Source organism: Micromonospora kangleipakensis (genome assembly GCF_004217615.1).
In the GTDB taxonomy this organism is placed as follows: Bacteria; Actinomycetota; Actinomycetes; order Mycobacteriales; family Micromonosporaceae; genus Micromonospora; species Micromonospora kangleipakensis.
Genome location: NZ_SHLD01000001.1, coordinates 7,019,080 through 7,038,872 on the forward strand (window position 1 = coordinate 7,019,080; position 19,793 = coordinate 7,038,872).

General features: G+C 72.8%; 16 protein-coding genes, 2 tRNA genes and 2 pseudogenes. 6 read left to right on the forward strand and 14 right to left on the reverse strand.

The features are described 5' to 3' along the window. Positions 1-26: 26 nt before the first annotated feature. Positions 27-1,352 (forward strand): ABC transporter substrate-binding protein, encoded by a 1,326-nt coding sequence (locus EV384_RS33380; protein WP_130339719.1) that lies wholly within the window; start codon positions 27-29, stop codon positions 1,350-1,352. Positions 1,353-1,450: 98 nt separating this feature from the next. Here the strand turns inward: EV384_RS33380 and EV384_RS33385 are convergent, their stop codons facing one another. The 8 genes from EV384_RS33385 to EV384_RS33420 form a co-directional block, all read right to left on the reverse strand. Beyond that, positions 1,451-1,699, reverse strand: coding sequence for a hypothetical protein (locus EV384_RS33385; RefSeq protein WP_130339721.1), 249 nt, complete (start codon positions 1,697-1,699; stop codon positions 1,451-1,453). Positions 1,700-1,752: 53 nt separating this feature from the next. Then, positions 1,753-3,048: an MFS transporter gene (locus EV384_RS33390; RefSeq protein ID WP_165440129.1), complete on the reverse strand. Its 1,296-nt coding sequence runs from the start codon at positions 3,046-3,048 to the stop codon at positions 1,753-1,755. 20 nt (positions 3,049-3,068) lie between these two features. Beyond that, the gene (locus EV384_RS33395) at positions 3,069-3,674 is read right to left on the reverse strand and encodes an ArsR/SmtB family transcription factor (protein ID WP_130339725.1); all 606 of its coding nucleotides are present in this window, start codon (positions 3,672-3,674) and stop codon (positions 3,069-3,071) included. A 138-nt stretch (positions 3,675-3,812) separates the two neighbouring features. Continuing rightward, positions 3,813-3,886 (reverse strand) — tRNA-Met (locus tag EV384_RS33400). Positions 3,887-4,018: 132 nt separating this feature from the next. Continuing rightward, a tRNA-Met gene (locus EV384_RS33405) sits at positions 4,019-4,095 on the reverse strand. Positions 4,096-4,150: 55 nt separating this feature from the next. Next, positions 4,151-4,372, reverse strand: coding sequence for a sigma factor (locus tag EV384_RS33410; RefSeq protein ID WP_278045663.1), 222 nt, complete (start codon positions 4,370-4,372; stop codon positions 4,151-4,153). A gap of 151 nt (positions 4,373-4,523) precedes the next feature. Beyond that, positions 4,524-7,502: a UPF0182 family membrane protein gene (locus EV384_RS33415; RefSeq protein WP_207232535.1), complete on the reverse strand. Its 2,979-nt coding sequence runs from the start codon at positions 7,500-7,502 to the stop codon at positions 4,524-4,526. A 125-nt stretch (positions 7,503-7,627) separates the two neighbouring features. Further along, positions 7,628-8,641 (reverse strand): YlbL family protein, encoded by a 1,014-nt coding sequence (locus tag EV384_RS33420; RefSeq protein ID WP_165440130.1) that lies wholly within the window; start codon positions 8,639-8,641, stop codon positions 7,628-7,630. A 184-nt stretch (positions 8,642-8,825) separates the two neighbouring features. Here EV384_RS33420 and EV384_RS33425 point away from each other — a divergent pair, with 184 nt between their 5' ends. Then, positions 8,826-10,058, forward strand: a complete 1,233-nt coding sequence (locus EV384_RS33425; RefSeq protein WP_207232536.1) for a zinc-dependent metalloprotease — start codon at positions 8,826-8,828, stop codon at positions 10,056-10,058. Between the two features lie 142 nt (positions 10,059-10,200). Here EV384_RS33425 and EV384_RS33430 read toward each other — a convergent pair whose 3' ends face one another. Both EV384_RS33430 and EV384_RS33435 read right to left on the reverse strand, forming a co-directional pair. After that, positions 10,201-10,827, reverse strand: coding sequence for a hypothetical protein (locus EV384_RS33430; protein WP_130339729.1), 627 nt, complete (start codon positions 10,825-10,827; stop codon positions 10,201-10,203). Between the two features lie 219 nt (positions 10,828-11,046). Then, complete coding sequence (locus EV384_RS33435; RefSeq protein ID WP_130339731.1) at positions 11,047-11,577, reverse strand: M48 metallopeptidase family protein; 531 nt, start codon at positions 11,575-11,577, stop codon at positions 11,047-11,049. Between the two features lie 525 nt (positions 11,578-12,102). Between EV384_RS33435 and EV384_RS36620 the strand changes: the two genes are divergently transcribed. The 3 genes and pseudogenes from EV384_RS36620 (at position 12,103) to EV384_RS33450 (ending at position 14,938) form a co-directional block, all read left to right on the forward strand. After that, a complete protein-coding gene (locus EV384_RS36620) occupies positions 12,103-12,270 on the forward strand; it encodes a DUF5679 domain-containing protein (RefSeq protein ID WP_012014940.1) in 168 nt (55 codons plus the stop codon). A gap of 204 nt (positions 12,271-12,474) precedes the next feature. Further along, a pseudogene (locus EV384_RS33445) lies at positions 12,475-13,595 on the forward strand (TOMM precursor leader peptide-binding protein). Then, positions 13,592-14,938: an ABC1 kinase family protein gene (locus EV384_RS33450; protein ID WP_130339735.1), complete on the forward strand. Its 1,347-nt coding sequence runs from the start codon at positions 13,592-13,594 to the stop codon at positions 14,936-14,938. Before EV384_RS33445 ends, EV384_RS33450 begins: the two are co-directional and overlap by 4 nt. A gap of 303 nt (positions 14,939-15,241) precedes the next feature. Here EV384_RS33450 and EV384_RS33460 read toward each other — a convergent pair whose 3' ends face one another. The 3 genes from EV384_RS33460 to EV384_RS33470 all read right to left on the reverse strand — a co-directional run bounded on the left by EV384_RS33460 (position 15,242) and on the right by EV384_RS33470 (position 18,285). Continuing rightward, a complete protein-coding gene (locus EV384_RS33460) occupies positions 15,242-15,607 on the reverse strand; it encodes a WhiB family transcriptional regulator (RefSeq protein ID WP_130339739.1) in 366 nt (121 codons plus the stop codon). Positions 15,608-15,739: 132 nt separating this feature from the next. Then, entirely contained in the window at positions 15,740-15,967 is a 228-nt protein-coding gene (locus EV384_RS33465; RefSeq protein ID WP_207232715.1) for a hypothetical protein, read from the reverse strand. A gap of 158 nt (positions 15,968-16,125) precedes the next feature. Beyond that, positions 16,126-18,285 carry an ATP-dependent DNA helicase UvrD2 gene (locus EV384_RS33470; RefSeq protein ID WP_130339743.1) on the reverse strand — a complete coding sequence of 720 codons (2,160 nt, stop codon included), beginning with the start codon at positions 18,283-18,285 and terminating at the stop codon, positions 16,126-16,128. Between the two features lie 90 nt (positions 18,286-18,375). On the opposite strand from EV384_RS33470, the gene EV384_RS33475 reads away from it, so the two are divergent. After that, positions 18,376-18,618 carry a mycoredoxin gene (locus EV384_RS33475; RefSeq protein WP_130339745.1) on the forward strand — a complete coding sequence of 81 codons (243 nt, stop codon included), beginning with the start codon at positions 18,376-18,378 and terminating at the stop codon, positions 18,616-18,618. A 145-nt stretch (positions 18,619-18,763) separates the two neighbouring features. Here the strand turns inward: EV384_RS33475 and EV384_RS33480 are convergent. Beyond that, positions 18,764-19,601 (reverse strand): annotated as a pseudogene (locus EV384_RS33480) (MFS transporter); the annotation flags it as partial. Positions 19,602-19,793: the final 192 nt, after the last annotated feature.

Consider the following 19,793-nt stretch of genomic DNA (forward strand, 5'->3'; position numbering starts at 1 on the left):
ATCTCGCCAGCGCCCCAGGAGTCCCCGTGCGCGCTCACCCGCCCGTGCCGCCCCGCCCCGGTCTCGACCGGCGGCGGCTCCTCGGCGCGCTGACCGGCCTGCCGCTGCTCGCCGGTGGCGGCCTCGCCGGGTGCGGCCGGGATGAGGAGACGCAGGTCGACAACGGGCCGATCGAGCTGTCGGTCTTCTGGTGGGGCGGGATCCGGCGGGCCGACGCGACCGAGAAGGCGCTGCGCCTGTACTCCCAGCAGAACCCCCGGGTCCGGTTCCGGGTCACCTGGCAGGGGCTCGCCGGCTACTATGACCGGCTGGCCACCCAGGCCACCGGCGGCAACGTGCCGGACCTGTTCCAGATCGACGACACCGTGCTCACCGAGTACGCGCAGCGCGAGATCGTGCTCGACCTCAGCGGGTACGTCGCGGACAAGCGGCTCGACGTGAGCGGCCTGCCGGCGGGCCTGGCCCGCTACGGCCAGGTCGACGACCGTACGGTGGCCGTCGCCGCCGCCCAGACCGGCGCGGCGCTGGTCTTCAACCGGGACCTGCTGCGCCGGCTCCGGCTGCCGGAGCCGCGGACCGGCATGCCCTGGCGCGACTATGTGGAGTGGGCCGGCCGGGTCACCCGCGCCTCCGGCGGCCGGGTGGCCGGGACGATGGATCCCTCGGGGGACTACCGGGCGCTGTGGCTCTGGCTCCGGGGCCGGGGCGGCGAGTTGTACCAGGGGCGGCAGCTCGGCTTCGGCGGCGCCGAACTGCTCGACTGGTTCGAGCTGTGGGAGGTGGCCCGGACCCGGCGGGCCACGCCGAGCGCCGCCCTGGTGGAGCAGGCCGACACCGGCGACCTGGCCCACCAGCTCGTGGTCACCGGACACACGGCGGCGTCCTTCGCCTGGTCGCACCAGTTGGCGGAGCTCCAGCGCGACAGCGACGACGACCTGGCGATCGTCAGCCTGCCCGGCACCCCGGCCGCGCAGTGGGCGCGGGCGTCGATGTACTGGGCGGCGTTCCGGGGCACCCGGCACCCCGGGGTGGTCGTCGACGTGATCAACTTCCTCACCACCAACGTGGCGGCCGGCCGGATCCTCGGCGTGGAACGCGGCCTGAACGCCAGCGCGGCGGTGCGCCGGTTCGTCGCGGACGGCGTCACGGACCGGGCCCAGAAGCGGGTGGTCGCATTCGGCACCGCCCTGGACGACCTGCTCGGACCCGCTCCCGCGCCGCCGCCGAAGGGGCACGCGAAGGTGCGTACCCTGCTCATCGCCGCCGCCGAGAGCGTCCGCTCCGGACGCTCCGGCGCCCGCGCGGCCACCTCCCGCTTCATCGCCCAGGCGAACGCGGCCCTGGCCGAGTGACCGGCCGCGCCGCCCCGGCCGCCGGCGTCGCGAGCCGGGCGGGCCGGCCAGGCGCGGGCCCGGCGGACGTCGGCCGCCGGGCCCGGGCTCCGGTCGGATCAGCGCGGCGGGCCACCCCGCCGTTTGCGCATCAGCCGCAGCACCAGCAGCACGATCACGACGACCACCACCAGGCAGCAGAGCAGGCCGAGGAAGCCTCCGCCGCCCCGCGCCCGCCGCCGGGCGGCCTCCACCACCAGCTCACCGGTACCCGTGGACGCCCAGGCCGCGACCGGCACGAACACCGAGAGCACGACCGCACCGAGGACCGCGCCGAGCCGGCCCCACCACTTGCTCCAAGCAGACATGCCCTCATCCTCGCCGAACGGCGCAACCGCGGCAGGGGGGACGCCCCGACTCGTCACCGCCCTGAGCTGCGCCCGGCCTCCGTCAGATCAGGCTGAGGACCGTCCGGGTGGTCCAGGTCGTCCAGCGAACGCACCTTCGGGATCGGCGAGGGAAGCAGCCACAGCACGCACAGGATCCCCCCGACCGCGGCGATCCAGAGCGTGGGACGGAGACCGAGCCAGGTGCCGAGCGCTCCGCCGGTCAGCGCGCCCAGCGGACGGACCCCGTAGTTGACCGTCGAGTACGCGCCGGCCACCCGGCTGCGCAGGCCGTCGGGTATCACGGCGGCGTTGACCGCGTTGAGGTTGACGTCGAACAACATCACGCCGAGCCCGGAGAAGAACTCGGCCGCGCCCAGCAGCCCGACCCGCGCCCACAGCGGACCGTCCGCGACGGCGACGAGGGAGATCGAGGCCGGAAAGACGATCGCACCCGCCACGATGCTGCGCCCGACCCCGATCCGCTCGGACAGTCGCGGCGCGAGGACGGCACCCAGCAGGCCACCGACCGCGCCGGCGCCGAGGGCGAGGCCGAGCAGCCCCGAGGGCAGGCCGAGCGTACGGCTGGCGAAGAGCACGAGCAGGGCGCTGAACACGAAGCTGAAGTAGTTGACGGTCGTCGTGCAGCCGAGGCTCGCGCGGAGCACGGGGTGCCGGAGCGTGAACCTCAGCCCGTCCCGGGCCCGGTGCCACAACGTGCCCGGCTCGGGATCGTCCGCGCGTGCCGTCCGTGCCGTGTGGTCCGGTCGGATCCGACCGATCCCCAGCGCGGAGGCCACGAACGAGACCGCGTCGACCAGGATCGCGACCGGCGCCGTCAACGCCTGCACCAGCACGCCGCCGAGGGCGGGCCCGGCGATGAACGAGACCGACCTGCTGGCGCTCAGCGCGCTGTTGGCGTCGATGTAGCGGGACCTGGGCACCAGCAGGACGAAGAACGCGGGGTACGCCGTGTTGAACAGCACCGACGCGGCGCCGGTCAGCAGCGCGACGGCGTACAGCTGGGTCAACGTGCCGGCGTCGAACGCGAACGCGACCGGCACGGTCACCAGCAGCGCCGCGCGGATCAGGTCGGCCGCCACCAGGAGCCGCTTCTTGTGCGCCCGCCCGTCCACCCAGGCGCCGAGGAAGATCCCGGTGAGGTTCGGCAGCCACACCAGCGCGGTCAGCACCGACACCTGTGCGGGGGTGGCGTCGAGTACGAGCACCGCGAGGAGCGGGAACGCCAGCTCGGAGATCCGGTCACCGAACTGGGAGATCGCGTGCGCGACGAAGAACGATCGGAAGCGGGGCTGGCGGAACAGGGACACGTGGCGCTGCGCTCCGCCGCTCACCGCTCCCCCGCCTCGGGCATGACGTAGCGCATGAATCGCACGTGGCGCGAGTCCGGGGGCTGGTCGGCCGCGGCGCGGGTGACGTACGGCGCCAGCACCTGCTCGATCGCGGCGTTGAGGGCGGCCAGCTCCGCCGCGGTCAGCCGCACGGTGGTGTTCGACAGGCCCGCCTCGCGTCGCCACTCCGGTTCGAGCCGGGGCTCGTCCTCGGCCATCCACCGCCGCGGCAGGTCGTCGTACTGCTGGAAGAGCGTCCGGCTCAGCAGCCGGCTGGCAGCTCGTCCCTCCTCGTCGTCCGGAAACCGGAAGCGGAAGCCCCGAGCGCTCGCCTCCCAGTACCGCTTGCGCGCGTCCCCACCGACGGCGCTGTCCCGGACCAGGCCGAACCGCGCGAGGTGGCGCAGGTGCCAGCTGGTGACCGAGGGGGAAGCGCCGACGTGCTCGGACAGCTCGGTCGCCGTCGCCGCGCCGTACCGCTGGAGCCGCGACAGGATGGCCAGCCGGACCGGGTGGGACAGCGCGCGCATCGCCGTGGGCTCGGTGAGTTCGAGGTCGCCGTACGGGTTTCCGCCGGCACCGTCCTCCGCGTTTCTGAGAGACATGTATCGAGAGTACCCTCTCAGGAATTGCCGGGGCAACTGACGGGGTCCCGGAGGATTCGGGCAGGGCGGGAGAGCGAACTCGGCAGGGCCACGACACGACGAAGGCCCCGGAGTGAACTCCGGGGCCTTCGTGACGAGTAGCGGGGACAGGATTTGAACCTGCGACCTCTGGGTTATGAGCCCAGCGAGCTACCGAGCTGCTCCACCCCGCGTCGGCTCACAAAGACTATCGCATCCCCGCCACGGAGATCAGGCGGGTCCCGCATCCCGCACGGCAAGGGAAAAACGACCGACCGCGAAAGCGAAACGGCCCCGAGGATGAGATCCTCGGGGCCGTTCCGGTGTGGTAGCGGGGACAGGATTTGAACCTGCGACCTCTGGGTTATGAGCCCAGCGAGCTACCGAGCTGCTCCACCCCGCGTCGCTTCGTTAACCGTAGCCTACCGACCCCCCGGCCCGCAAAACGGGACGGGTCGTCAGTTCCACCACCTCCGGATCGCCTCCACCGCGGCGGCTGTCCGCGTCGACCTGGGACCGGGTGCTGGAGGCGTTCTCCCCCACTGCCGCCAGGCCCGGGCGTACGCCTCCTGGACGAGGTCCTGGGCCTCACCGGGATCGCCCACCACGGCGTGGCCGTACCGGAGGGTCCGGGCCGACGTGCTCCGGTAGAAGTCGTCGAAACTCCGCGCGTCCCTCATCTGGCGATCACCCCTCCCCGCTGTCCCACCTGAACAGATGACGGGGGAACGGGGCGCCGGGTTGCGGGGCGCGGGGTCCGGAATGCGACAGAGCCCGTGGCCGGGACCGGTACGGGTCCGCGGGCCACGGGCTCCATGGTCGAGCCGGGCGTCAGCCGTTCGGCGAGGGCGCCGGGGAGGCGGACCCCGGCGGGGACGCGGACGGGCTGCCACTCGGGCTCGGGGCGGCCGACGGGTTGGCCGCCGCCTGGGCCTCCTGGAACGCCGTCATCGCCTCGTCCAGCGTCTTCAGCGCCTGCCCGTACCGCTCGAAGTCGCCGGACGCCTGCGCGGCCTTGACCTCGGCGATGGCGCTCTGCACCTTGGCGGCGGCGTCGGCCAGCGCGCCGGTGAGCGCGGGCGGGGTGCCGCCAGTGCTCGGCGGCGTCCCGCCGGGCGGCGGCGGGGCGCCCTGACCCGTTCGTTTGCCCTGCTCCACGAGCTGCTTGATGCCGTCGGTGAGGTTCGGCGCCAGCGCCACGTACGACGCGCCGTCCCCGTACGACAGCAGCACCTTCTGCAGCGACGGGAACGCGTCCTGCTGGTTGAGCTTCACGTAGACCGGCTCGACGTAGAGCATGCCGTCGGCGAAGGGCAGCGAGAGCAGGTTGCCATACTGCACCTGGGCCTGGTTGGAGGAGAGCAGGTTGAGCTGCTGCCGGATGTCGCCGTTGTTGGTCATCTGCTGGTGCACCTGTACCGGGCCGGCGGTCCGGGTCTGGTCCGGCAGCTCCAGCACCTCCAGCTTCGGCTGCCCGTCCACGTACGAGCCGGAGATCAGCGCGGCGAGGTTCTGCCGCCCGTTCGGGGTGACCGCCGAGGTGAGCTGGAAGCGCGGCCCCTCCTGCCCGGGGAACTGGGTGAACAGGTAGTACGGCGGCTGCTTCTGGCCGCTGTCCGGGGCGTCCGGCACGTTCGGCACCTGCCAGAAGTCCTGGCCGGAGTAGAAGTCGCCCGGATCGGTGACGTGGAACTTGGTGAGCAGGTTGCGCTGCACCTTGAACAGGTCGGCCGGGTAGCGGAAGTGCTCGGCCAGCTCCGGCGGGATCGCCGACTTCGGCAGCACCAGGTCGCCGCCGAACGCCTTGTTCCACGCCTTGAGCACCGGGTCGGCGTCGTCGAACTGGTAGAGCCGGACCGTGCCGTCGTACGCGTCGACGGTCGCCTTCACCGAGTTGCGGATGTAGTTGACGTTCTCCCGGGCGAGCTGGAAGGTGCCCCGCCCGGTCAGCTCGTCGGTCGTCTCTGCTTGGAGATTGACCCGTTCGGCGTACGGATAGGTGGAGGCCGTGGTGTAGCCGTCCACGATCCACTGGATCCGGCCGTCCACCACCGCCGGGTACGGGTCGCCGTCCAGGGTGAGGAACGGGGCGACCTTCTCCACCCGGTCGCGCGGGTTGCGGACGTAGAGCAGCTTCGAGTCCTTGTTGACCGCCTCGGAGAGGAGGAAGTTCGACTCCTGCTCCTTGATCGCGTAGAGCAGCCGGCGGCTGAACGACCCGATCTCGACGCCGCCCTCACCGGTGTAGGTGTAGTACTGCTCTCCGCCGGTCGACGGTGTCGGGCGGTCGAACTCGACGTTCCGGTCGCCGGTTTGCCCCACGATCGCGTAGTCGTCGGCCTCCATCCGCTCGCCGTAGTAGATCCGCGGCTGCTGTGCCGGGATCTGCTCGCTCGGCGAGGCGCACGACTCCTTGGCCGTCTCGTCACCGAGAAAGCCGGAGACGAAGTACGGCTGGCCGCTGCAGACCTGGTTGGCCGGGGCGCCGACCAGCCCGTACCCGTGGGTGTAGACGGTGTGCCGGTTGATCCAGTTGTTCTGCTGCGTGGTCAGCTCGGTGTAGTTGATCTCGCGGACGCCGACCACGTAGTCGGCGGTCTTGCCGCCGACGGTGTACCGGTCGATGTCCAGCTTCGGGCCGAAGTCGTAGAAGCCGCGGACCTGCTGGAGCTGGGTGTACGTCTCGGAGACCAGCTGCGGGTCGAGCAGCCGGACGTTCGACACCACCGAGGTGTCGGTGGCCAGGCTGGCCGGCGGGGTGAGGTTGCTCGCCGCGTACCCGGTGCTCTTCGCCCCGCTCAGCCCGTACGCCGCCCGGGTCGCCTCGATGCTCCGCTGGATGTACGGCGCCTCCTTGTCCCGGGCGCTCGGCTTCACCTCGAAGGTCTGCACGGCCCACGGGTAGATGCCGCCGATCGCCACGGCGGAGACGCCGAGCAGGGCCAGCGCGATGCCGGGCCAGACCAGGTTCCGCATCACCGCGTTGGAGAACACGATGATCGCGATGGCCACCACGATGGAGATGTAGGCGAGGATCTCCTTCGCCGGCAGCAGCGCGTTCACGTCGGCGTAGCCGGCGCCGTAGAGCTTGGCGCCCTCGTTGTACTCCAGCAGCATCGCCCGCCGGTCCAGCACGTACGCGATGGCCTTGAGCAGGACGAAGACGGCGACCAGCGTGCTCAGGTGGGCCCGGGCGCCGTTGGTCATCCGGTCCCCGACGCCCTGCAACCGGACCCCGCCGAAGATGTAGTGCACGGCCAGCGCGCCGAGCAGGGCCAGCACCACCGCGGTGAAGCCGACGCCCAGCAGGTACCGCAGGAACGGCAGTTGGAAGACGTAGAAGCCGACGTCCACGCCGAACTCCGGGTCCTTCACGCCGAAGTTCCCGCCGTTGCGGAACAGCAGCCACTGGCTCCACCGGCTCTGCGCGGACAGCCCGGCGAAGAGGCCGATGACCGCGGAGGCCAGGGCGATCCAGGTGCCGAGCCGGGGGCTCAGCAGCATCCGGTACCGCTCCAGGGTGGCCTGCTCGACGGAGTGCGGGCGCATCCTCGGCCGCAGCCGGTGGGCCAGCCAGAGGTTGACCGCGATGACGGCCGCCATGCCGAGCCCCACCAGCAGGAAGAGCAGCAACCGGGTGGCGAGCACCCCGGTGAAGACCCGGGTGTAGCGGACCTCGTCGAACCAGAGCCAGTCCGTCCAGGCGTTGACCCCCCACCCGAGCAGGGTGAAGAACACGAACACCCCGATCAGGACCCCGATGGTGACGCGTCCGCGCCGGCTCATCCTCGGCAGGGGGCTGCTACGCATGACCACTGTTGGCTCCGCACGCTCGATGTGATCGGCTCCGACCAGGCACCCAGAGTACGGGGTGTTCCTGAACACGTCGGGTCAAGGTCACGTCACGATCGCCGGACGGTCCGGTGAGCCGCGAATCAGCAGCGGGTCGGCTGTCCCCCGGCACGCAGCGTCTCCAACGCCGTCAACGCGTCGTCCAGCGAAGCGATCTTGAGCAGCGGCAGGTCGGGCTGCGGGTTGCGGACCGCCTCGGCGCAGTTCTCCGCCGGCACCAGGAAGACCTTGGCGCCGGCGTCCTTCGCGCCGACCAGCTTCTGGGTGATGCCGCCGATCGGGCCGACCCGGCCCTCGTCGTCGATGGTGCCGGTGCCGGCGATGACCTTCCCGCCGGTCAGGTCGGCCGGTTCCAGCTTGTCGACGATGCCCAGGGCGAACATCAGCCCGGCGCTCGGCCCGCCGATGTCACCCAGGTCGATCTTCAGGGTGAACGGGTGCGGCTGCTGCTGGTCGATCTCGATCCCGATCCGCGGCCGGCCGTCCTGCTCCCGACTGGTCACGGTGGCCGTGGCGGCGACGCCTTCCCGGAGGTAGCCGATCTTCAGCGCGGTGCCGGCCGGCTTGGCCCGGATCAGCTCGGTGAGCCTGCCGGCGCTGGTCACCGGCTGGCCGTCAACCGAGGTGAGGACGTCACCGGGCTTCAGCACGTCGACCGACGGGCCGCCCGCGGTGACCCCCTTCACCAGCACCTGTATCGGGTAGCCCAGCTCCCGCAGCGCCGCGGTCTCCGCGCTGGTCTGCGAGTGCTGGAAGTCCTCCGCGTTGCGCTTCTCGACCTCCTCCTGGGACTCGCCCGGCGGGTAGACCAGCTCGCGGGGCACCACCGCCTCGTCCTTTGAGAACCAACCCGCCAGCGCCGAGCGGAGCTTGACCGTGGGCTGCACCCCGACCGTGGTGAGCCGCAACTGCCCCGCGGAGGTGGACGTCGCCCGCCCGCTGACCTGGATGACCTCCTTGCCGTCGGAGGTGCCGAGCGTGTTGACCGTCGGGCCGGGGCCGAGCACCACGTACGGGATGGGCACGCTCAGCACGCCGACGCTGAGCAGGGCGGTGAGCAGTGCACCGAGGAGTACGGTCACGCCGCGACGTCTCATGCGGCAGAGCGTACCGATCCGCCCGGCGGCGCCCGGGACGGTGACCACGGGACTTCGCCCTCAGCGCAACGCCAGCGGCGGCGACCCGGGGCGGGGCACGCGTACCGTAGATGTCGTGCCTGATATTCCGTTCGGATTCGCGCTCCCGGGTGGGCAACCACCAGACCCCAACGATCCCGCGCAGATGCAGCAGTTCATGTCGCAGTTGCAGCACCTGCTCTCCGCGCCGGGCAGCGGGCCGGTCAACTGGGACCTCGCCCGGCAGGTGGCCGCCAGCCAACTCGCCGCCGTGGGCGACCCGGCGGTCTCGCCGTTCGAGCGCAACGCGGTGGAGGATGCGCTGCGCATCGCCGACCTCTGGCTGGAGCCGGCGACCTCGTGGCCCACCGGCATCCGGGCGTCCGTCGCCTGGAACCGGAACGAGTGGATCTACAAGACCCTCGACGTGTGGCGCAAGCTCTGCGACCCGGTGGCCAGCCGAATGGTCGGCGCGATGGGCGACCTGGTGCCGCCGGAGGCCCGGGCCCAGCTCGGCCCGATGCAGTCGATGGTGGCCACGCTGGGCGGCGCCCTCTTCGGCGGCCAGCTCGGCCAGGCGCTCGGCTCACTCGCCGCCGAGGTGCTCTCGGCCGGCGACATCGGCCTGCCGCTCGGCCCGGCCGGCACGGCCGCGCTCATCCCGGCCAACATCCGGGCGTACGGCGAGGGCCTGGAGCTGCCCGAGGACGAGGTACGCCTCTACGTCGCCCTGCGCGAGGCCGCCCACCAGCGGCTCTTCCAGCACGTGCCGTGGCTGCGCGGGCACGTCCTCACCGCCGTGGAGAACTACGCCGCGGGCATCCGGGTCAACCGGGAGGCGATCGAGGAGGCGATGGGCCGGGTCGACCCGACCGACCCGGAGTCGATGCAGGCGATCGCCCTGGAGGGCATCTTCACCCCGGAGGACACCCCGGCGCAGAAGGCCTCCCTGGCCCGCCTGGAGACGGTGCTCGCCCTGGTCGAGGGCTGGGTCTGCCACGTGGTCGACACCGCCGCCGGCGAGCGGCTGCCCAACGTCGTACGCCTCGGCGAGGCGTTCCGCCGCCGCCGGGCCGCCGGCGGGCCGGCCGAGCAGACCTTCGCCGCCCTGGTCGGCCTGGAGCTGCGTCCGCGCCGGCTGCGCGAGGCGTCGGTGCTCTGGGCGGCGCTGACCGAGCACCGGGGCATCGCCGGCCGGGACGCGATCTGGGGCCACCCGGACCTGCTCCCCTCCGACGACGACTTCGCCGACCCGGAGGCCTTCGCCGCCGGCGGTCTCGACCTCGACGACGAGCTGTCGTCCTTCGACTTCAGCGCGCCGGGTGGTCCCGAGGAGAAGGCGCCGGGCGGGGACACCCCGCCCCGCCCCGACGAGGGCGACGACACCGACAAGTCCTGACGCGTACGTCCGCAGGTTCCACAGGATCCACACAGCTCGCGGGAAGAGCGGCCTCCCCACGCAGGGAGGCCGCTCTTTCCCGCATCGCGTGTGGATCTTGTCGATCCTCCGGGCCGTCGGGGCCGGCCTTCGGGGTGGGTGTTCAGCGGGCCTGGCCCGAGAGCAGGGCGCGGGTCGCGTCCCAGCCCTCGAAGGCCGGGTCGAGGGTGCCCAGGTCGGCCGGGCCGCGCAGCCGTCGCCAGCCGGCGGTCACCGCGACATCGCCCGGGTGCGGGGCGCCGGACCGCACGTCCGCGGGGACGGACGTGTCCAGGTCCACCGGCGGCAACCACTCCGGCACGGGCAGCCGGGCCGCCACGCCGAGCAGCCCCGGCCCGGCCCCCTCGACCGGGGCGACGGCGACCGGCCGGCTGGTGAGCGGGCGGAGCAGCTTGCCGAGGGTCAGCCCGGGCACGTCGGGCGCGTCGGCGGCGACGACGGCCGCCTGGTCGTACCTGGCCCGCCCGCCGCCGTCCTGAGCGGCCAGCGCGGCGAACACCGCGTTGACCGTGGGCGCGGCCACCTCGTGGACGGCCATGTCGGGCCAGACCACCGCGTCGGCCAGCCACCGGTCCCCGGCCGTGACCGCGACCGCGGTCTCCACCTCGTTGAGCGTGGCGAGCAGGTCCACCACGTCCTCGGCGAGCGCGGTACGCCACCGCGTCGGGTCGATCCCCGGCGGCGTCCAGGCCACCGGGCCGAGCAACGCCACCACCACACGTCGGGCCACGCCCCGACCCTAGCCCCGCGCGATGCGCCCCGCCCGACCCGACCATCGGGATCGGCCCCGCACGCCAGATCCCGACCTGGCGGGATCCAACCCCCGCCGACACCCCCACATCGGCGACCGGAATCGATCACCACGCCCGCCGCCACCAGGCCCCGGACCCGGCTCAGCCCGACACCGCCCGCGAAGGCGGAGTCGATCGACCGGGCCGGGCGGGGTGGGTCAGTCGGAGAGGGGGACGCCGGAGGCCGCCGCGACGCCCTCCAGGTAGCCACGGGCCCGTTCGGTCTTCGGGTAGCGGCCGACCAGGGCCCAGAACCGGGCGTTGTGGCTGGGCACGATCAGGTGCGTCAGCTCGTGCAGGAGCACGTAGTCGATCACCCAGTCCGGCATGTCCTGGATCCGGTGGGAGATGCGGATGGTCCGGTCGGCCGGGGTGCAGGAGCCCCAGCGACCGTTCTGGTTGGTGACCCAGCGGACGCTGGCCGGCGCGGTCTCGGCGCGGTGGTCGGGCAGGTAGAGGTCGACCAGCCGGGCGGCGCGGGCGAGCAGCTCCGCGTCGGAGCGGGCCAGCCGGCCCTCCCGGGCGGCGAGCCGGGCCAGCATCCGGTCGACCCACTCGCTCTCCTCGGCGCGGGAGAACTGGTCGGGGATGAGCACCACGACCCGCTCGCCATCGCGGTACGCGGACACCGTGCGTCGCCGGCGCTGACTGCGCCGTACCTCGACGACGGGCTTCCGCGTCCCGGCCATCACTGGCCCGCGCAGCCTCGGATGACTGTCACGAGGGAAAGCTAATGCGTACTGACCAGGGGTCCGCAAGAGTCAACACGACGACACGCGCCCGGAAAATGGTGGTTGGTCGCCAGGAGTCCTGAAAAATTTCTTTGCGGAGGACGGGAAGCCGCCTCCGGTCACCCTTCGTGGTGGCCGGGTCGGGCGGCTGGCGCGTCACCTGCCGACCCCCGCCCACGTTAGGTGATCATCGGGCGGAGCGCCGCACGGGGGCCGCCGGAAGGGGGATCTGCGCGCATTCACCCGGCGTGTCCCCGCCAAACTGACTTATCCGACGTAATTCGCAATGCACACTCTCGACATCGACTTGCTCACAGTGTCGAAGCACAGCTGACATGGAACTGCCCGTACCTGGGTAGGGTCCGCCAACCAGCGGTCATGAGCGTGGCCGCGGAGAAGGACCCAGCGCCGGCGCCCTCCGTGGCCCGCCGCCGGGAAACCCGCTGGGACGGCGTGTCCGGCGGACGAGACGAGGAGGCTACCGTGGCCGACCAGGCCCAGACCTACAACGGTTACTGCGTCAAGTGCAAGGAGAAGCGGGACTTCGAGGGGCGCGTGGAGGTCTCGAAGACCGGCATGAACATGGCCAAGGGCAAGTGCCCGGTCTGCGGGACGACAGTGAACCGCATTCTCGGCAAGGCCAAGGTCTGACCCGTACGGGTCCCGGGGGAGGGGTGGCCGATGGCCACCCCTCCCCCGTTTCACGTCCCGGGCCGGAGCGACTGTCGGCTGGCCGACAGTCCTACCGGCCGGTTGTGGAAAACCGGCGTTTTCCTGTGGACAGCCCTGGGCAGGGCCCGGCGCACCTGTGGACAACGATCGACGGAGGGCACGGACGCGGTCACCATCCGTGTCATGAGCCGTGCGACCCCGCTGACCCGTCCCACCCTGCTGCCGGGGCTGACCCGCCTCTGGCGGGACCGGCACACCCTGCAACTCGGGGTGGAGCCGGGCCGCGCCGTCCTGCTGGAGGTGACCAACCCCCGGGCCGCCCGCCTGCTCGACCTGCTGGACGGCACCCGCAGCGAACGCAGCGTCCTCGACTGCGCGGCGACGGCGGACGTGCCGTCCGACGAGGCCCGCGCCCTGCTCGACACGCTGCACGCCGCCGGGCTGGTCGTACCCGCGCACACCCTGCTCCCCCGCGACCTCGCCGGTCCGGTGCGCGCCCGGCTCGCCGCCGAGGCCGGGGCGCTGGCGCTGGCCGCGCCCGGGCTGCCCGGCACGCCCGCCCGGCTGCTGCGCCGCCGGCGGGCCGCGCGGGTGCTGGTCACCGGCGCCGGCCGGCTCGGGGGCCCGCTCGCCGTCGCGCTGGCCCAGGCCGGCGTCGGCCACCTCGATCCCGACCTGGCCGGCCCGGTCCGCCCGGCCGACCTGGTCGGCACCGGCCTGGCCGCCGCGGAGGTGGGCCAGCCGCTGGCCGCCGCGGCCTCCTCGGGCGGGCCGCGCCGGGCACGGAGACCGGGCCGCTCCGACGCCGCCGGGTCGATTTGGTCGTCCAGCTCGGCGTGGACCGGCCGGCCGCCCTGCTCGCCGCCCGGTACGCCCAGCGCCGCCAGCCCCACCTGCTGGTCGGCCTGCGCGGCGGCGTGCCGCTGGTCGGCCCGCTGGTCCGACCACCGGTCGGGCCCTGCCTGAACTGCCTGGACCTGCACCGGGTCGACCGGGACCCGGGCTGGCCCGCGCTCGCCGCCCAGCTCGCGGCCGACGACGCGGACCAGGCCTGCGCCGTCACCACCCTGCTCGGCGCGGTGGCGTACGCGGCGGCGGAGGCGCTGGCCCACCTCGACGGCGGCACCCCGGAGACGCTCGGCTGCGCGGTCGAGGTCGGCGGCGCCGGCCGGTTCCGCCGCCGGGTCTGGTCCCCGCATCCGTCCTGCGAATGCTCAAGAGGCCGCCGGATCCGGTTCGAGCCCACCCGCTCCCGGCTTCGTAGCAGCAGCGGGCCCCCCGAGTCGGTAACAATGACCAGGTGACCGACATCCCGCGCCGGGCCGTGTCCCGGACCGCCAAGCTCGCCGCTCTGCCGCTCGGCTTCGCCGGCCGGACCGTCCTCGGGATGGGCAAGCGCGTCACCGGGCTCGCGTCCGACGTCATCTCCGCGGAGATCCAGCAGCGCACCGCGGAGCAGCTGTTCAGCGTCCTGGGCCAGCTCAAGGGCGGGGCGATGAAGTTCGGCCAGGCGCTGTCGGTCTTCGAGGCGGCCCTGCCGGAGGAGATCGCCGCCCCCTACCGGCAGGCGCTCACCAAGCTCCAGGAGGCCGCCCCGCCGCTGCCCGCGGCGACCGTGCACAAGGTGCTCGCCGAGCAGCTCGGCCCGGACTGGCGGGACCGCTTCGTGGAGTTCAACGACACCCCCGCCGCTGCGGCCAGCATCGGCCAGGTGCACCGCGCGGTCTGGCGCGATCCCGGGTACGGCCCGTCCGGCGCGCCGAAGCATCGGGACGTCGCGGTGAAGATCCAGTACCCGGGCGCCGGCGACGCCCTGCTCGCCGACCTCAAGCAGCTCTCCCGGCTGGGCGGGATGTTCCGGGCGATCCAGCCCGGGCTGGACGTCAAGCCGCTCCTGGTCGAGCTGCGCGAGCGGATCACCGAGGAGCTGGACTACGAGCTGGAGGCCGAGTCGCAGCGCGCCTTCGCGGCGGCGTACGCGGACGACCCGGAGATCTTCATTCCGGAGGTGCTCGACTCCTCGCCCCGGGTTCTGATCACGGAGTGGATCGAGGGGACGCCGCTGTCGCAGATCATCCGGGAGGGCACCGAGGAGCAGCGCGACGAGGCGGGACGGCTGATGGCCGTGCTGCACCTCTCCGCGCCGATGCGGGCGGGGCTGCTGCACGCCGACCCGCACCCGGGCAACTTCCGGCTGCTGCCGGACGGCCGGCTCGGCGTGATCGACTTCGGCGCGGTGGCCCGGATGCCCGAGGGCACCCCCGAGCCGATCGGCCGGATCGCCGCGCTGGCGCTCCGCGGCGACGCGGAAGGGGTGGTGGCCGGCCTGCGGAAGGAGGGCTTCGTCAGCGCCACCGAGCCGATCGACGCCGAGGCGGTGCTCGACTTCCTCCGTCCCATGCTGGAGCCGATCGCCGAGGAGGAGTTCCGGTTCACCCGGGCCTGGCTGCGGACCGAGGCGACCCGGCTGGCCAGTCCCCGATCGCCCACCTTTCAGCTCAGCCGCCAGCTCAACCTGCCCCCGTCGTACCTGATGATCCACCGGGTGACGCTGGGCTCGATCGGGGTGCTCTGCCAGTTGGAGGCGAAGGCGCCGTACCGGGCGATCCTGGCGCGCTGGCTCCCCGGCTTCGCCCCGGTGGCCTGACCGACGAAACGCCGCGGGGGCGGTGGCCGGAACTCCGGCCACCGCCCCCGCGGATCGGAACGGACTAGAGAACGCCCAGGTCGCGAGCCGCCTGGTTGCGGCTGCTCATGGCGACGGTGCGGGCGGAACGGGTTGCCTCAGTGCTCGTGGTGGTGCGACCGGCCTGAGGCCGGGGCATTCGGGCCCGGGACAACGCTTCGTGGAGTAGTTGCATCTCGACGGCTCCATTGGGTACGTACAGCATCTGATTCATCTCTCTGACAACCGGCTTGCGGCCGGCCTGGGTACGGATCGGGTGCATTGTCAGGCTGCCAGCCGGACCGCGTTCCGCGACTCGGACAGCCCACTGGCCGCCAGTCGCGCCTCGGCCTCGACCCGCAGAGCGGCGTCACGGGCGAGGTCCTCCTTGCGCGGACGGCCACGGGGCCGCTTACGCGGGACGACCGCGCCACGCTCGAAGATCTCGCCGCCCCAGACGCCCCAGGGCTCGGCCCGCTCCACCGCACCGGCGAGGCACTCGACGCGCAGCGGGCAGTCCCCGCAGAGCGACTTGGCCAGCTCGAGCTCGGCAGGCGAGTCGGAGAACCACAGGTCGGGGTCGAACTTCCGGCAGGGCAGGCTCGCCTCCACTTCGACGCTCACGTCGAGCGGGGCCAACGCCAGACTCATGCCCGGTCACCTCTCTCTCACATCGATCTCGTGGATCGCAGTTCCGACGTACTTCGGCAGGGCAAAAAAACTGAGGCCGCGGATCCCGGTATGCGGGTTCCGCGGCCTCGAGGTGAGCCGGTGGTCTGGTGATCAGACCGGTCTACCTCGAGGTGGAACGCCGCGGACATCCATGCGCTTCTTGGCGCCATCGATGCCCTTGCCCGTGAAGCCACTGGTCCCCGGGTTCTGGATTCCGGTGGGCGCGACGGTCAGGGTCAGCTCGGCCTGAACCTGGACCTGGTGCACCTGCGGAACCGACGGTCGCGCAGCGGCGAGAGCCACCCGGACAGCCGACAGCGGAGCGCAGGCAGCCGGCATCACCGCCGGACGCTCATACTTGAAGATCTCCACGGGTGCCACCTCCCTCACGTTCCTCGTGCCGACTATGGACTCAGCCCCTGTGAGCAGCCGGAATGGCGCCGCTCCCAAGGTGTGTCCTGAGGCTATTCCTCGCCACAGGGCGAGGGCAAACGAATTTACGACTCGATTTCGAAAGTTTTCTCCGGGCAGACGTCGTCGACCGCCGCGCCCCCCACCAGAGCCAGCACCGTCTCGCCGTAAAGGCCCAGTTTGCGGGGGCCGATCCCGGCGATCGCGATCAGCTCCTCGGTGCGGCCCGGCTTCCGCTCGGCCAGCGCGGTCAGCGTGGCGTCGGTGAAGACCACGTACGCCGGCACCTTCTGGGCGCCGGCCACCCGCTGCCGCCACTCGCGCAGCCGCTCGTAGAGCTCCTCGTCGATGTCGGACGGACAGGTCGGGCAGCGGCCCAGCTTGCGGTCCGCCCCGGCGAGCAGGGTCGCGCCGCAGATCCGGCAGGAGACGACCTGGTTGCGCCGCCGCTCGGTCCGCCGGGCCGCGCCGGCGCCGGCCCGCTCGGCGCCGCCCGAGCGGTCGAGCTGGGGCAGGAAGCGGGACGGCCGCCGGGCCCGTCCGCCCGGCGAGCGGGCCGCGGCGTACGACATCCAGAGCCACTCCCGGGCCCGGGTGATCCCGACGTAGAGCAGCCGGCGCTCCTCCTCGACCTGCTCCGGGGTCTTCGCGTACGTGGTGGGGAGGGTGCCCTCGGCGAGACCGACCAGGAAGACCGCGTCCCACTCCAGGCCCTTGGCGGAGTGCAGCGAGGCGAGGGTCACCCCGTCGACGGTGGGCACGTGCTGCTGGGCGGCCCGGCGGGCGAGCTCGTCGTTGAAGTCGCCGAGCGTCGCCTGCCGCTCCACCGCGGCGGCCTCGCCGACCGGCAGCACCTCGGGCGTCGCGGCGTACTCCTCGGCGAGCTGGAGCAGCGCGGCGAGCGCCTCCCAGCGCTCCCGGGCGGCACCGCCGGCCGGGGCGGCGTCGGGGGCCCAGCCGACGGCGGCGAGCCCCTCGACGACGGCGGCCGGCAGCGGGGTCTCCCCCGGGATCGAACGGGTGGCGGCACGCAGCGCGACCATCGCCTGGCGTACCTCGGGCCGCTCGAAGAAGCGCTCCGCCCCCTGCACCACGTACGGCACCTCGGCCTCGGTGAGCGCCTTCTCGTACGCCTCGGACTGCGCGTTGGTGCGGAACAGCACCGCGATCTCCCGGGCCGGGGTGCCGCCGTCGACCAGCGCCCGGCAGCGGGCCGCGACCGCGTTGGCCTCGGCCGGCTCGTCGGTGAAGATCCGCAGCTCCGGCTCGGGGCCGGCCGGGCGCTGCCCGACCAGCTCCAGCCGCAGCCGGGCCTCGGCGCCCCGGGCCTGCGAGATCACCGCGTTGGCGAGCCCGACCACCTGCGGGGTGGAGCGGTAGTCGCGGACCAGCCGGACCACCGTCGCGCCCCGGCGCCGGCGCGGGAAGTCCACCAGGTACGACGAGGTGGCCCCGGTGAACGAGTAGATGGTCTGGCTGGCGTCGCCGACCACGGTGAGGTCGTCCCGACCGCCGAGCCAGGCCTCGAGCAGCCGCTGCTGGAGCGGGTTGACGTCCTGGTACTCGTCGACGACGAAGTGCCGGTACTGGCCGCGTACCTGCTCGGCGACGTCGGGATGCTCCTCGATCCCCCAGACCGCGGCGCGCAGCATGTCCTCGAAGTCGATCACGCCGTTGCCGCGCTTGAGCTTCTCGTACGCGGCGAAGACCTCGGCCACCTTCGCCGGCTCGTGCGGGGTGTCGCGCAGCGCCTTCGCGGCGGCCACCACGTACTCGCCGGGCTCGACCAGGGACGACTTCGCCCATTCGATCTCACCGGCGAGGTCCCGGGCGGCCGCCCGGTCCGCCCGCAGGCCCACCTTGGCGGCGGCCAGGGTGACCACCCGGACCTTGCTGTCCAGCAGCTCCGGCATGGCCCGCCCCTCGAGCAGCCGGGGGGCGAAGTAGCGCACCTGGCGCAGGGCCGCGGCATGGAACGTGCGTGCCTGCACACCCGGCACCCCGAGGAGGGCGAGACGGCTTCGCATCTCGGCGGCGGCCCGGGCGGTGAAGGTGACCGCGAGCACGTGCCGGGGGGAGATGTCCCCGGTGAGCGCGCGGTGGGCGATCCGGGAGGTCACCGCGCGGGTCTTGCCGGTGCCCGCGCCGGCCAGGATGCAGACCGGCCCGGCCGGGGCGGTCACCGCGGACCGCTGCTCCGGATCGAGTCCGGCCAGCACCCGTTCCGCCGCTGAGTGAACCACCACAGGCAGGAATCATTCCAGCCGCCGGCGATGTTGCAGCGGTTAGCCTGGCCTGATCTGACCGGGCGCGAGCCACCCTTGGAGGACCTGATCATGTTGACGATGTATTCCACCACGTGGTGCGGCTACTGCCACCGGCTGAAGTCGCAGCTCGACCGGGAGGGCATCGGGTACGAGGTGGTCGACATCGAGCAGGACCCGAAGGCCGCGGAGTTCGTGATGAGCGTCAACGGCGGCAACCAGACCGTCCCGACCCTGCGCTTCGCCGACGGCAGCGCCCTCACCAACCCCTCGATCACCCAGGTCAAGCAGCACCTCGCCAGCCTCAACGCCTGACCCACCCCGCACCGACGGGAAGAGCGGCCGCCCCCTCCGGGGCCGGCCGCTCTTCCCGTCTCCCGGCCCCTCCCCCGTCCCCACCACGTTGATCATGAAGTTATCGCCCGCGCGCTCGGCGTGTCGTGACAACAACTTCATGATCGACGCCGTTGGCGAGCGCGACCATGGTCGCCGAGAACAGCCCGCCGACAAGGCCGCCGATGGCCTGCACGGTGACCAGCACGCCGACGAACGCGGCGTCCCGGCGCGGCCCCTGGTCGACGTACGCGAAGATCAACGACTCGGTGAAGCCCATCACCAGCGAGCCCAGGCCGTACCCGAGCAGGCCCGGCGCAGCGCGGGCTCGCCGGCCAGGTGCCGCAGCCCGGCCCCCAGCTCGGCCGCCCAGCGCAGCTCCGCGGCGGCCGGCGGCGTCTCGGCGACCCGCAGCAGGCCGACCACGCCCGCGGCGGTCAGGAAACCGGCCATGGCGAGGGTGACCAGCAGCCAGCCACCGACGGCGGCGTACAACCCGGCCCCGGCGAGCGGGCCGACCAGCCGGAGCCCCTGCCGTACGGTCTGCAGCACCCCCGTTCGCCTCGGGCAGCAGTTCGGTCGGCACGAGCTGCCGGATCAGCCCGCTGAGCACCGCGCCGAGCGTGATGTACGAAAGGCCGTAGAGCGCGGCCACCACGTAGATGATCCGGACGTCGGCCCGGTCCCGGACCGCGAAGAGCGGGCTCAGCAGCACGGCCGTGCCCAGGCTGGTGGCCACGAAGAACGGCCGCCGGGGGGGTACCGGTCGACGACCCAGCCGACCAGCGGCGCAGCATCATCGGCGCGACGATCGCGAAGATGGTCGCGCCGGCCATCCCGTCCGATCCGGTCAGGTCCTTCACCCAGACGGCGAGGGCCAGCAGCAGGATCGACTCGGCCGCCATGCTGGCCAGCAGGGCGGCGAAGAGCAGGCGGAAGTCGGGGCGGCGCAGGACGGTGCGCATGGGGTCCCTCCGGCGGGACGGCACCCGGGCGGGCGCGTCGGGGGCGGTGCCGGCCGGGACGCCGTCGTCGGGCGGCCGGCACCTCTCCACGGTCCTCTTTTTGTCTCGAGACACGCCCTCGCCGGAACCTCCGACACCGGTCGCGCCGTCCATACTGACCGTGGGGGGCGAATTTCATACAGTTACCGTCGC

What these genes read in the sequence shown, in the direction of transcription:
- EV384_RS33415 (WP_207232535.1), bottom strand. Translation starts at nt 7,502, where the DNA reads ATGCGTAGCAGCCCCCTGCCGAGGATGAGCCGGCGCGGACGCGTCACC.
- EV384_RS33410 (WP_278045663.1), bottom strand. Translation starts at nt 4,372, where the DNA reads ATGAGGGACGCGCGGAGTTTCGACGACTTCTACCGGAGCACGTCGGCC.
- EV384_RS33460 (WP_130339739.1), bottom strand. Translation starts at nt 15,607, where the DNA reads ATGAGTCTGGCGTTGGCCCCGCTCGACGTGAGCGTCGAAGTGGAGGCG.
- EV384_RS33425 (WP_207232536.1), top strand. Translation starts at nt 8,826, where the DNA reads ATGCAGCAGTTCATGTCGCAGTTGCAGCACCTGCTCTCCGCGCCGGGC.
- EV384_RS33385 (WP_130339721.1), bottom strand. Translation starts at nt 1,699, where the DNA reads ATGTCTGCTTGGAGCAAGTGGTGGGGCCGGCTCGGCGCGGTCCTCGGT.
- EV384_RS33435 (WP_130339731.1), bottom strand. Translation starts at nt 11,577, where the DNA reads ATGGCCGGGACGCGGAAGCCCGTCGTCGAGGTACGGCGCAGTCAGCGC.
- EV384_RS33465 (WP_207232715.1), bottom strand. Translation starts at nt 15,967, where the DNA reads ATGCCGGCTGCCTGCGCTCCGCTGTCGGCTGTCCGGGTGGCTCTCGCC.
- EV384_RS33475 (WP_130339745.1), top strand. Translation starts at nt 18,376, where the DNA reads ATGTTGACGATGTATTCCACCACGTGGTGCGGCTACTGCCACCGGCTG.
- EV384_RS33420 (WP_165440130.1), bottom strand. Translation starts at nt 8,641, where the DNA reads ATGAGACGTCGCGGCGTGACCGTACTCCTCGGTGCACTGCTCACCGCC.
- EV384_RS33395 (WP_130339725.1), bottom strand. Translation starts at nt 3,674, where the DNA reads ATGTCTCTCAGAAACGCGGAGGACGGTGCCGGCGGAAACCCGTACGGC.